Source organism: Pantoea sp. ACRSC (assembly GCF_022346785.1).
In the GTDB taxonomy this organism is placed as follows: Bacteria; Pseudomonadota; Gammaproteobacteria; order Enterobacterales; family Enterobacteriaceae; genus Pantoea; species Pantoea alvi.
The window spans coordinates 66,675-79,258 of the sequence record NZ_JAKRNN010000013.1; the positions used below are offsets into that span (position 1 = coordinate 66,675).

Annotated in this window: 9 protein-coding genes; 7 read left to right on the forward strand and 2 right to left on the reverse strand. The window is 54.1% G+C overall.

What is annotated here, in order from left to right; all coding sequences use genetic code 11:
- Positions 1-10: 10 nt before the first annotated feature.
- The 3 genes from znuA (at position 11) to lpxM (ending at position 3,410) form a co-directional block, all read left to right on the forward strand.
- Positions 11-970 (forward strand): zinc ABC transporter substrate-binding protein ZnuA, encoded by a 960-nt coding sequence (gene znuA, locus MHZ97_RS13975; protein WP_239314931.1) that lies wholly within the window; start codon positions 11-13, stop codon positions 968-970.
- Between the two features lie 13 nt (positions 971-983).
- Entirely contained in the window at positions 984-2,315 is a 1,332-nt protein-coding gene (gene mepM, locus MHZ97_RS13980; RefSeq protein WP_239314932.1) for a murein DD-endopeptidase MepM, read from the forward strand.
- A 120-nt stretch (positions 2,316-2,435) separates the two neighbouring features.
- Positions 2,436-3,410, forward strand: coding sequence for a lauroyl-Kdo(2)-lipid IV(A) myristoyltransferase (gene lpxM / locus MHZ97_RS13985; protein ID WP_103796070.1), 975 nt, complete (start codon positions 2,436-2,438; stop codon positions 3,408-3,410).
- Between the two features lie 265 nt (positions 3,411-3,675).
- On the opposite strand, the gene MHZ97_RS13990 is transcribed toward lpxM, so the two are convergent.
- Entirely contained in the window at positions 3,676-4,911 is a 1,236-nt protein-coding gene (locus tag MHZ97_RS13990) for an MFS transporter (protein ID WP_103796069.1), read from the reverse strand.
- 80 nt (positions 4,912-4,991) lie between these two features.
- Entirely contained in the window at positions 4,992-6,434 is a 1,443-nt protein-coding gene (gene pyk / locus MHZ97_RS13995; protein ID WP_239314933.1) for a pyruvate kinase, read from the reverse strand.
- A 489-nt stretch (positions 6,435-6,923) separates the two neighbouring features.
- On the opposite strand from pyk, the gene MHZ97_RS14000 reads away from it, so the two are divergent.
- From MHZ97_RS14000 to MHZ97_RS14015, 4 genes are all read left to right on the forward strand, one after another.
- Positions 6,924-8,198 carry a tyrosine-type recombinase/integrase gene (locus MHZ97_RS14000; RefSeq protein WP_239314934.1) on the forward strand — a complete coding sequence of 425 codons (1,275 nt, stop codon included), beginning with the start codon at positions 6,924-6,926 and terminating at the stop codon, positions 8,196-8,198.
- Between the two features lie 1,530 nt (positions 8,199-9,728).
- Positions 9,729-10,289: a BRO family protein gene (locus tag MHZ97_RS14005; RefSeq protein WP_239314935.1), complete on the forward strand. Its 561-nt coding sequence runs from the start codon at positions 9,729-9,731 to the stop codon at positions 10,287-10,289.
- A gap of 415 nt (positions 10,290-10,704) precedes the next feature.
- A complete protein-coding gene (locus tag MHZ97_RS14010; protein ID WP_239314936.1) occupies positions 10,705-11,118 on the forward strand; it encodes a DUF6971 family protein in 414 nt (137 codons plus the stop codon).
- 103 nt (positions 11,119-11,221) lie between these two features.
- Positions 11,222-12,364: a hypothetical protein gene (locus MHZ97_RS14015; protein ID WP_239314937.1), complete on the forward strand. Its 1,143-nt coding sequence runs from the start codon at positions 11,222-11,224 to the stop codon at positions 12,362-12,364.
- Positions 12,365-12,584: the final 220 nt, after the last annotated feature.

Sequence of the window (12,584 nt, forward strand, 5' to 3'; positions counted from 1 at the left end):
ATGATGCATTATGTTACACATTAAAAAGAGTACGGTTTTTACCCTTTCTGCGCTGGCGCTCGCAACCCTTTCCGCCCTTCCTGCGCAGGCTAATGTTGTCGCCTCGGTGAAGCCGCTTGGTTTTATCGCCGCCGCTATTGCCGACGGCGTAACGCCGGTGGATGTGCTGCTGCCGGATGGCGCGTCGGAGCATGACTATTCGCTGCGTCCTTCTGACGTAAAACGCTTAAAAAACGCAGACTTAGTTGTGTGGATTGGCCCAGAGATGGAAGCCTTTATGACTAAACCGGCCGCCGAATTACCCGCCGCTAAAAACCTTCAGATCGCCGATATGCAGGCGGTAAAGCCGCTGTTGCTGAAGGGGGGAGATGACGACGATCACCATGATGAAGAGGCGGCTCACCAGGGCGACAGTGGGGATGAGGAAGCGGAACATCATCACCACCATGGCGAGTTTAATATGCATCTGTGGTTGTCGCCGCAAATATCCAGGCTAGCAGCGGTTGCAATCCATGGAAAATTATTGGAACTTATGCCCGAAAGCAAAGCCAAACTTGACGCTAATCTCCAGCAGTTCGAAAGCGAACTGGCGGTTACCGACAAGCACATTAGCGCGCAGCTCGCGCCGGTCAGCAACAAAGGGTATTTCGTTTTTCATGACGCTTACACCTATTTTGAAAAACACTACGGCCTTTCGCCCAGCGGGCATTTTACCGTAAACCCTGAAATTCAGCCGGGCGCTCAGCGTCTACATCAAATACGAACACAGTTGGTTGAGCAGAAGGCCGTTTGCGTCTTTGCTGAGCCACAGTTCAGGCCAGCCGTCATCGATGCGGTTGCCCGTGGAACTAACGTGCGTAAAGGCACGCTGGATCCGCTGGGGACGAATATCAGCCTAAGTCAGGACAGCTACGTGAAGTTCCTTTCACAGCTGTCAGGCCAGTATGCGAGCTGCCTGAATGGAGCATGAGGAATAGGTAAAAGTGCAGCAGATAGCCCGCTCTGTCGCCCTCGCATTTAATAATTTGCCGCGCCCCCACCGCGTTATGCTGGGGTCTTTAACCGTTGTGACGCTGGCCGTTGCCGTCTGGCGTCCCTACGTTTACCATCCCGCCGATGATGCGATGCCGATTGTTAAAAGCATCGAACTCGATAAAAACCAGCTGCGTACGCTGCTGCCTGAGGCCAGCGAACCCATCGATCAAACCACTTCCGAACCGGAAGAGGAACTGCCTGCCGACGACATCGACAGCGATGTGCCGGACGTGGCGGGCACCCACGAATACACCGTCTCTTCCGGCGATACGCTGAGCAGCGCCCTGAATCAGTATGGCATTGAGCTGGGCGATATCAACGCGCTGGTAAGCAGCGATAAAGCGCTGCGTAACCTGCAGGTTGGCCAGCAGCTGAGCTGGACCCTGACCGAAGATGGCAGCCTGCAGTCTCTCACCTGGGAGATAAACCGTCGTGAAACGCGCACTTATCAGCGCGGTAATAACGGCGCGTTTACCATGAAGTCCGAGATGCAAAAAGGCGAGTGGCAGAACAGCGTGCTGAAAGGCGAAGTGCGCGGCAGTTTCGCCGCCAGCGCGCAGCGCGCCGGCCTGACCAGCAGCGAAGCCAGCGCGGTGATTAAAGCGCTACAGTGGCAGATGGATTTCCGCAAGCTGCGCGCCGGCGACCAGTTTAGCGTGCTGATGTCGCGCGAAATGCTCGATGGCAAAAGCGCGCAGAGCCAGCTGCTTGGCGTGCGCCTGCGCTCCGGCGGCAAAGACTACTACGCTTTCCGCGCCGAAGACGGCAAGTTCTACGACCGCAACGGCTCCGGGCTGGCGCGCGGGTTTATGCGCTTCCCGACCGTGAAACAGTATCGCGTCTCCTCTAACTTCAATCCGCGTCGTCTGAACCCGGTAACGGGCCGCATTGCGCCCCATAAAGGGGTCGACTTTGCGCTGCCGGTCGGCACGCCGGTGCTGGCGGTTGGCGACGGCGAAGTGGTCATGGCGAAAAACGGCGGCGCGGCGGGCAACTATGTCGCCATTCGTCACGGCCGCCAGTATATGACGCGCTATATGCACCTGAAGAAAGTGCTGGTGAAGCCGGGCGAGAAGGTGAAGCGCGGCGACCGCATCGCACTGTCGGGCAATACCGGCCGCTCCACCGGGCCGCATCTGCATTTTGAAATCTGGATCAATAACCAGGCGGTCAATCCGCTGACGGCGAAGCTGCCGCGCATGGAAGGGCTGACCGGTAAAGATCGCAGCGACTATATGGCGCAGGTCAAAACCAGCCTGCCGCTGCTGCGCTTCGAGTAAGCCTGACGACACGCCACCAGACCGACGCATAACGCGTCGGTTTTTTTTTCACTCCGCGCCGGGGATTGCAAATTTACCTGTCGCCACTATCATTAGCGCGTCATTGATTGAGGCGAGTGCATGGAAACCCCGAAAAAAAAGAATATTGAATTTATTCCCGTTTTTGAACGTTCTTTCCTGAAACCGAAATACTGGGGCAGCTGGCTGGCGATAGGCGCGCTGGCGGGTATGGCGCTGCTGCCGGCGCAGGTGCGCGATCCGCTGCTTGGCCGGCTGGGAAGAATGGCGGGGAAACTGGCAAAAGGCGCTCGCCGCCGCGCCCTTATCAATCTTTACTACTGCCTGCCGGAGCTGAGCGAAGCGCAGCGCGGTGAGATCGTCGATGAGATGTTCGCCACCGCGCCGCAGGCAATGGCGATGATGGCGGAACTCGGCATGCGCGATCCGGCGCGCGTGCGCCAGCGCGTAGACTGGCACGGCCGCGATATTATCGATCGGCTGCAGGCGGAGAAGCAGAACGTTATTTTTCTTGTGCCACACGGCTGGGCGGTGGATATCCCCGCGATGCTGCTCGCCTCAGAAGGGCAGATGATGGCGGCGATGTTTCATAACCAGAGCGATCCGCTGCTCGACTACGTCTGGAACAGCGTGCGTCGCCGCTTCGGCGGCCGTATGCACGCCCGCAACGACGGCATTAAGCCGTTTATCAGCTCAGTGCGTCAGGGCTACTGGGGCTACTATCTGCCCGATCAGGATCACGGCGCCGAACACAGCGAATTTGTCGATTTCTTCGCGACCTACAAAGCGACGCTGCCGGCGCTTGGCCGCCTGATGAAGGTATGCCGCGCGCGCGTGGTGCCGCTCTTCCCGGTCTACAACAGCGAGACGCACCGGCTGGAAATCTTTGTGCGTCCGCCGATGGACGATCTGCTGGACGCTGACGACCGCACGCTGGCGCGCCGCATGAATGAAGAGGTGGAGGTCTTTGTGCGGCCCCATCCCGAGCAGTATACCTGGATTCTGAAGCTGCTGAAGACGCGCAAAGAGGGCGATATCGAGCCCTATAAGCGCAAAGAGCTTTATCCGCGTAAATAGCAAAAGGGCCGCAATTGCGGCCCTTTTTACTGATAGTGTGCTGACGCGGGAAGGGTCTGGCTCGATGGCAACGCCCAGTGCATTCATGCGCGCCCGGCCCGCGCAAACGGGCACCTTACCCTGAGGTGCGCCCGGAAAGGGTCCAGCGTGCGGCGTGGTTCAAAACGCTCCCGGCGTTTAGTCCCTGTCGCGGGACGCCTGGCGCCCTGGACAAGCCGTTCGCTTATTTCCGGTTCGCAAACGGCTGGGCGTGCTGCCCCAGCGTTTATGACAGCGCCGTTACCCGCGCGCGGCGCTTGCGTTCGCGCAGGAACAGCGTCACCAGCACAAACCAGAGCACGCCGCTGATAAAGTTGATCAGGCTAAACCAGGGCGTGCCGCCGCTGAAGTAGCCGCTTTTCGCCAGTTCGATGCCAGTCGCCAGCGTCAGAATACTGATCATCCCCAGCATCGCCGCCACGCTGCCTTTGCCCGCGTCGCTGGCGTAAAGCGTCAGGCGATAGAGCCCGGCGTTAACCATGCCCGCGCCAAAGGCGTAAAGACTCAGCCCGGCGGTCAGGAAGAGATAGCTGTGGCTGTCCAGCAGGTTCGCCAGCAGCGCGATGCCCAGGCCCGTCAGGATCGGCCAGGCGGCGAACACCACCGGCTGCTCAATGGGCACGCGTCCCGCCAGCTTGCCCAGCGTAATATTCCCGGCGATCATCGCCAGAAACACCGGCAGCTGCAGCAGCGCATAGTGCATCCGCGACAGCTGCTCTTCATGCATCAGGATCACCGGCGAGAGCGCCACCCAGGTCAGGATGGGGATAAACACCAGCCCGATCGCGAACGATCCCAGCATCACCATTCGGTCGCGCGCCAGCCTGCGGTAGGTGCGCGCCAGCTGCGGCAGCGCAATGGAGTGGCTGCGGTCGCCGGCGGTTTCAGGCATCACCCGCCACAAAATAATAAAGGCGAGGGCGCTGAGCAGGGCGAACAGCCAGAACATGCTGCGCCAGCTCGCCACCGTCAGCCAGGCGGCGCCCGCCAGCGGTCCAGCCAGCGGCGCCAGCAGCGCGACGTTTGCCATCAGCGCCATCACCCGCACCGCCAGCGCCTCGTCAAAGGCTTCCTGAATCGCCGCATAGCTGACCGCGCCGATAAAGCAGAGGCTGATGCCCTGAATAAAGCGCAGCGCAACAAACTCTCTGATCGAGCCGACCCAGGTGGTCAGCACGCAGGCCAGAATAAAAAAGAGAATGCCGCCCAGCATGACCGGACGGCGGCCGAATTTATCGGAGAGCGGGCCCAGCAGCCACTGCAGCACCACGCCGCCCAGCAAATAGGCGGTGAGCGAGGTCGAGACCCACTCTGGCCCGACGCTGAACTCCTGCGTCACCAGCAGCATGCCGGGCTGGATCATGTCGTGGGCGATATAGGTGGCAAATTCAAACAGCACCAGCGCCAGCGGAAACAGCAGCAGACCTGCTGTCAGTTTGCTGACCGGTTGATAGCGGGGCATCCAGACTCCTTTTAAGAAAAATAAAACGCGACCGCCAGGCAGTCGCGTTATTTACAGCGTGGGTTACAGCGAGTGCGGCGTTAGTCGACGCGCAGCACCCGGCTGGTATTGGTGGTGCCGGTCGCGCCCATTACGTCGCCCTGGGTCACGATAACCAGATCGCCGGAGACGAGGAAGCCCTTGTCGCGCAGCAGATTGATCGCATCGTGCGCCGCCACCACGCCGTCGTTGTCGCTGTTGAACATGACCGGCGTTACGCCGCGGTAGAGCGCCGTCAGGTTCAGCGTGCGCTCATGACGCGACATGGCGAAAATCGGCAGGCCGGAAGTGATACGCGAGGTCATCAGCGGCGTACGGCCGGACTCGGTCATGGTAATAATCGCGGTTACGCCCTGCAGATGGTTCGCTGCATACATTGCCGACATGGCGATCGCCTCTTCGATATTGTCGAAGGTGACCTCCAGACGGTGTTTGGAGACGTTGACGCTTGGGATCTTTTCCGCGCCCAGGCAGACCTTCGCCATTGCGGAAACGGTCTCGGCCGGATATTGACCGGCGGCGGTTTCCGCCGAGAGCATTACGGCGTCGGTGCCGTCGAGCACGGCGTTGGCGACGTCCATCACCTCGGCGCGCGTCGGCATCGGGTTAGTGATCATCGACTCCATCATCTGCGTCGCGGTAATGATAGTACGGTTCAGCTGGCGAGCGCGGCGGATCAGCGCCTTCTGAATGCCAACCAGCTCAGGATCGCCGATTTCAACGCCCAGGTCGCCGCGCGCTACCATCACGACGTCGGAGGCGAGAATGATATCGTCCATCGCTTCCTGCGTCGCGACCGCTTCGGCGCGCTCCACTTTCGCCACCAGCTGCGCTTCGCAGCCCGCTTCACGCGCCAGGCGACGGGCGTAGTTCATATCTTCGCCGCTGCGCGGGAATGAGACCGCCAGATAGTCGACGCCGATTTTCGCGGCGGTAATAATATCCGCTTTGTCTTTCTCGGTGAGCGCTTCTGCCGACAGGCCGCCGCCGAGCTTGTTAATGCCTTTATTGTTGGAGAGCGGGCCACCGACGGTGACTTCGGTGAACACCTTCATGCCCTGGACTTCCAGCACCTTCAGCTGCACGCGCCCATCGTCAAGCAGCAGGATATCGCCCGGCACCACATCTTCCGGCAGGCCTTTATAGTCGATGCCGACTTTCTCTTTATCGCCTTCGCCTTTGCTCAGGCTGGCGTCGAGCAGGAAGCGGTCGCCCACGTTGAGGAACACTTTGCCCTCTTTAAATGTGGAGACGCGAATTTTTGGTCCCTGCAGGTCGCCCAGAATCGCCACGTGACGACCCAGTTTCGCCGCGATTTCGCGCACTTTGTTCGCGCGCAGCTGATGATCTTCCGGTGTGCCGTGAGAGAAGTTGAGTCGCACAACGTTTGCGCCTGCGGCGATGATTTTTTCCAGATTATTATCGCGGTCTGTTGCCGGGCCGAGGGTTGTAACGATTTTGGTTCTTCTGAGACGTCGAGTCATTGAGGTTGTCCTTAAGTGGTGATAGCAGTGTGCTAAGGGTCTCACCACTATATGTAGTGTTTTGGTGGTCCTTAAGCCACTATATGTGGGTCTCTCTGTGTCCCTATCTGTTTGTCCTCTCTGAGTCAATCCATACGACTCACTAACTGAGAAGACAGTAAGTGACACAAACAGCGCCCCAAAGATGACACAAGGTAATCATCATCATAAGGTGGACACAATGACAACTCAATGTCTGACACTCAAAGACCCGCTTACTGGTATAGAGGGTGGTTGCTAATAATGATTATGACCACCACACCTACAGTCCACACAGAGACCGCTGTAAGCCTCTCTAAGGCTATCTCCCTGAGTTCCCTTGCTGTCCCTCAGTTAGTGCGCCGTAAGTCCTCTGGACGCTATACGATGCGGCTACGTAGAGTCGGCTCAGTGGTTCCTTTAATATCTATTGGTCTCCGCACTACGAATAGGCAGGAAGCTATGACGCGAATGAAAGAACTTGCAGCGACCGCTAAGGCGTTCCTGTTGGATAACAATGAGGCGACCACTGAGGAACTCAATGGACACCTTAAGTCTATGGCCTTAACGTTACTCACTGACAAGGTGGGTGACTATTGGTCTGGTCTGGAGGTTGACCATTTGGGAGACGCTAAGGCAGACCTTAAGACTCTGGCTCAGGGTTCTCTGTCAGTCCACCAGCAAGAGCACATAGTGAAAGCGCTGGAGGTTATCACAGCGGCACAGGCGAGGGTCCATAGTGGTGACACTAAGCCGCTGCTCTCTATATTGTCTCAGTTAGATAGTACAACAGACAACGCTACAGCGATTCTGAAAGATGAGCAGGGTGATAGTCCTACAGAATCCACAGAGGAGCGTCTGTATTGGGATGAATTATCATCAATCTATAGAGGTGAGCACAGCATTAACCTAAAGCCAGCCTCACAGGCAGACATTAACAGCGCCCATAAGACGCTCACTCGGTTCACTCAGGGTGTTGACTGGAAGACCCACACGAGAGCACAGGTAGTGACTATCCGTGACGCTATGATTGCTGAGGGTCTCGCATTGTCTACGGTTAATAAGCTACTGGCTAAGCTCTGTGCTTGCATCAATTGGGCCAGACTGAATGGACATATCAGCCACGACTACACAAAGGGTCTCAAGGTTAAAGGCGTTGAGTCTTCACGGAGAGCATTCTCAGAGGATGAACTGTCTAAGGTGGTGGTTACCATTACCAACGAGAGAGAACTCAATAAGAAGCTATTCGGACAGCTTGCGGTTATCACTGGTGCTCGATGTGGGGAACTCACTCAGTTAACCAGAGAGGATATCGTAGAGGTTGAGGGTGCTGGTCTGTGCATCGACATTAACGACACCGGAGAGAAGACCCTCAAAACTAAAGCGTCTGCCCGCATCGTCCCGCTCATTGATGGTGCTCAGGGTTTCAGCCTCAAAGAGTTCCGGGAGTTTGTCGCTGAGGTCCCTGCTGGTGTCCCTGTGTTCTCAATGAGTCGTGATGTAGCAAGTAAGTGGTTCAATGAGAAGGTACTGCCTAACGCACTACCAGACCGCACAGGTGATCTTGTGTTGCACTCACTGAGGCACACACTGGCTACCCTATTGAAACAAGCAGGTGTCTATGAGAGTGTCGCTCAGGACGTGTTAGGCCATGCCAATCAGTCTATTACTTTTGGTCTCTATGGGAAGGCTAAGAGTGTGGGACTCATGAGGGAAGCCTTAGAGAAGACCCTGACGAATCGCTGAGTGTCAACAAGTTTCCATGCGACTCACTATTGGAAGGACAGACAGAAAACTTTCTGTTCTCACCACATGACCGAATCAGAAGGTCACTAAATGAAATCTGAATACCTCGATACGTTGGACTCAGGGGTGTCCACACTTGCTACGACAAGCGACTATATGTTGCCTCTGTCTATAGAGCACGGTGAGTATCGACGGTATGCCAATCACTGGCTTAAACTGTGAAGGGGTTTAACGCTCAGACCTCAGCCTAACTTAAAGATAATCCTTTGGTTAAAACTCTGAGTTATTCTTAGGGTTAAGACCAAAGGTTATTCTTAAAGACTCTAATAGTTTAGATTGATTGTAATTATAATTATCAATCTTCTCTAAGAGTAAACATCAAGTATATCTCTAAGTTATCTTTTAGTTTCACTTAATGTTTATCTCTTTAAGATTGGATGGTCGTTATCATTATTACCCATCCTCATTAAGTAACACTTTGAGATGCCCTGTTGTTCTTTATCGAGGGGTCGCTAAGTATTGCCGTTAGTTTACAGGAGGTCATATTAATGGCTGTCAGAAAGTTTAAAACAGTTGAGCACTCTATGCGACAGGGTGAGCGCAATGCCCACTCAAAGCTATCAGAGGGTGCTGTCCGATATATTCTCGACAGTGTGGGCCATAAGAGCGGCTCAGAGTTAGCCCGTGAATTAGGAGTAACTCGACAACTGGTCTCAGCTATCCGAAAGGGTAAAGCATGGTCACATGTCCAGTGATTCCACCCTGTCAAATCCATGCGACTCACTATTGGGAGACAGATAAATTTCAGCGTATTTATTCCCATCGCTTAAAACTTGAGAACGTAACTCAAGGGAACCCACGTAGTTAACTTTTGTCGGTCGCTAAGTGGGTGACCCTTTATGATACGTTGTTATGATGTGTCGCTCTCCTTTCAGATTGGTTTCTTGTATCAATGTCGCCTCTGTCATAGCTAACTGATTAGCTCACTGTCACGCGACCTCTTGATAGTCATCATTGTGTGGTCCCTCAGTCCTCCTGTAAGCGCCTCTGTAAGCCTCGCCCTGTGTCCCTCGTGGATTCAGTAAGCCAGACACAAGCGCATTAACAGGAGGGCTGTAGGTGGTCTTATAGTGGTGACTACAAAGAGAAGGGGAAACTTTGGAAGGTAGCCCTACGATGTGCAGTAAGTGGCGTTAGATGAATAATGTGTGGACCCGTAATCTATTGTGAATCTACGAGTAATATCAACCCACATTCTCAGCGAAGCCAATTAAATAAGACCCGCCTCTGTAACACTATCAGGGTGACAAGCGGGCCTCTTTATTAATACCCGTCCAGTAGACACCCTTTATTCAAACCGGGTGAAATAGACGCTATGAGTATTCAACCGTGTCACCGCAAGACACTTATCATCAATCACAAAGTCATTCTAAATGTGCACCCTTTGTCCTGCTGGTCTCCCTTGTGTGGGGTCTTTGTGTAGGTCAGTGGGGTGCGGCTTAGGGTGCATATTTAAAAGGAAATCACACTATGAGTAATTCAATTATCACCAACGTATTTGAATCTAACGAGGTACGCTCAGTTATTATTGATAATGACCCGTGGTTTATCGCTAAAGATGTTGCTAAGGCTCTTGGGTATAAACGACCGGACCAGGCAGTAGCAAAACACTGTGAGGAAGCAGCCAATCTATCCCCCGAAATGAGGGGTAGTTTAGATAGCCGCCTTAAGGTCATCAACGAGTCCGATGTGTATAACCTTGTGTTTGGCTCTAAGCTGGAATCCGCACAGCGTTTCCGTAAGTGGGTCACAAAGGAAGTCTTACCATCTATCCGTAAGTCTGGAGCGTTTATCTCTGGTGTCTCTGATAATCACTCAATCGACTCTGAGTTACGCTCACGTATCACTGAAGAGTTTGCCCGTAAGGGTAAGGACCTACTGTCCGATATCGACCGCCACATTCTCTATGGGAACCCTAAGCGCCACGAAGTGCTTAACCTGTGTGATGTGCTGAGTAAGCGACACGGTGTCCCTGCGTCTCTTGTAGAGGCCATGCTGTTCAACGGCATGAAAGCATTGGGGGATTTTTAATCATGATTACTGTCCCTCAACTCTTAGAGATTCTACAGGCAGTGTTAACCCTCGGATTCATTGGAGGCGCCTCATGTCTGAACTAAAGGATGCGGCGAATCGCGGGGGTATTATTTCGTTACCTCACCAGTTAGACACAAAGACACCTGTAGGCCGTAAGGCTCTTGGGTGGCTCTCTGTGCCTACCGCTGAGATGGTCAGTATGCTGGGCCTACCGCCACTTGATGAAAGCAACAGGAGCCGCTACAGCCGCGCTCAGTTAGCACAGGCATGTGTCCTCTCTGGTCTTAAGCGACCGCTGATTCACTAAGAACACTTTAACTCATTCTGGCTTGACTGATGCGGAGAGACCGTAGGGCTAACCCTGCGCGACCGATAAGAGCCTACCCTAATTCAAAACTTAAGGAGGCCCATCATGCCTATTAAATATCTGATTACCAAACATAACGCCCTGAGCTATGACGCTGAGGCAAAGGAAGTAACTCTGTATGGTCACTCAATGACTGAGGAGTATTTCCGTGAGATTCAAGTAGTGACCATGCTGAACGCTGCTGGCACTAACCACGGGGCCATTGTGTCTGTCTTAGAGCCAATGCATATCGCTGGAATGTCTACACAGGGTTATGGCGAGTACAGCCGTATCTTTGCTGAGCACTTACAGGCGAACCGTCAGGCTATCGCACAGCGTCAGGCAGAAGCTAAGGCCCATCAAGAGCGCATCGATTCTATCTTTGCGAGTCCTGAAGAAATCGAAAAGGCTGTTGCTGAACGCAAAGCCCGTCAAGCCCGTAACATTGCTGCATTCCGTAAGGGTGACGCACTGTTCTAATCACGCTGGACAACACAAGAACACACACACAAAGGGACCCGCAAGAGTGGGTCTCAGTTAATCAATTCGTATAAGGCCAGTAAGCTGGCAAGGAGAACACAACATGAGCAACATTAAAGGTCAATCAATCGGTCAGGGTAACGGTAAAGGTGCATCAATGGCAGACGCTAACGGCCTCTTTCTGAACTCTGAACAGAAGAAACGTAAAGAGCAGGCGCTGGCTAATATCCAGTTACAGACCGCACATGCAACCACAGCGGCACATGAAGACTCTGGCTGGAATCAGGTGCAGATGGCTTCTGTTGCCCCTGTAGGTCCTGTTGAGGGTGCTGTAGATGGTGGCGGTGAAGTGCTGGTAACTTCATTCACTGACGCATCGGCATACGCTGAGGCTTTCGCTGGGTCTCTGGATGACTCTCTGAATGACCCTGAGTTTATCCACCGTCTCAATGAGTGCTTAGGTGCTGAGGCCCGTCCTTATCGCACTGAGCCAACTCCTCTGATGCTGGCTTCTCTGGCTGACAACTCAGTGAAGTTTAAGCCGACCTCTATCTATAACGAGACCAAAGATAAGCCAAAGACTACCGTTAAGTTTGGTGAGATGATCACTGTCGATAAAGCACAGTCTGCCGTGATGTTCAATCACTCAGTGCGTCTGTACGATATCCACATGGAGACTTCAGGTTTCACTTACTTCTCACTGCAACAGGCCATTGAGCAAGCTCTGGTGGATATCGTGTCTAACATGGCGTCTCACTCCGCTGAACTGCTGGACACTGCTGGTCTGACTGAGAAGGTCACTGTAGAGAAACCTACAGGTAAGCCGATGGATATCGCTGAGGACATTATTGACCTGCTGGCGGTGAACATGAAGACTGCTTATGGCTCAGGCATGAGTGATTATACTCTACTGATTCCGACCTCTCTGGAGCCTATTCTGGACCGTGCCGCACAACGTGCAGGCGTAGAAGACACTGAAGCACTATTTGGCTGCTCTGTGCTGCCTTACAGTGGCGCTGACCGTGGTCTGTTCCTCGTGCCTCGCCGTTTCACCATGCTGTCATTCCGTACTGCATCCACTGGCGATATCTTCCCGGTCTCTATGAGTCGTGATGCTGCCCGTTCTGCGTGGGTGATTGAGGCTCGCGGTGTGCTGGATATCGTCGCTGATGCGAAAGCAGAAGACAAAGACGGCGTAGAGGTGAAACTCCCCGTCATCGTCCAGTTGGTCTGGAAGACTGCGTAAGAAACTAATGAGTAACCGTAAAGGTATTCATTTAATGCCTGATGGACGCTTAAGGGCTTATATCTGGTGTGGTGATAAATTAAGACGAAAGATTGTGGAGAGCATACAACATGCCCACAATTGGTTAGACCACATAGAGGCCCTACACTTAGCAGGTGAACTCAAAGGGCGCGGACAGTTCTCTCTATGACGCGCCTCGCAGATATAACACAAGGCCAGT

Coding starts and splice junctions, on each gene's coding strand:
- znuA (WP_239314931.1), top strand. CDS start 11: ATGTTACACATTAAAAAGAGTACGGTTTTTACCCTTTCTGCGCTGGCG.
- lpxM (WP_103796070.1), top strand. CDS start 2,436: ATGGAAACCCCGAAAAAAAAGAATATTGAATTTATTCCCGTTTTTGAA.
- MHZ97_RS13990 (WP_103796069.1), bottom strand. CDS start 4,911: ATGCCCCGCTATCAACCGGTCAGCAAACTGACAGCAGGTCTGCTGCTG.
- pyk (WP_239314933.1), bottom strand. CDS start 6,434: ATGACTCGACGTCTCAGAAGAACCAAAATCGTTACAACCCTCGGCCCG.
- MHZ97_RS14000 (WP_239314934.1), top strand. CDS start 6,924: ATGAAAGAACTTGCAGCGACCGCTAAGGCGTTCCTGTTGGATAACAAT.
- MHZ97_RS14005 (WP_239314935.1), top strand. CDS start 9,729: ATGAGTAATTCAATTATCACCAACGTATTTGAATCTAACGAGGTACGC.
- MHZ97_RS14010 (WP_239314936.1), top strand. CDS start 10,705: ATGCCTATTAAATATCTGATTACCAAACATAACGCCCTGAGCTATGAC.
- MHZ97_RS14015 (WP_239314937.1), top strand. CDS start 11,222: ATGAGCAACATTAAAGGTCAATCAATCGGTCAGGGTAACGGTAAAGGT.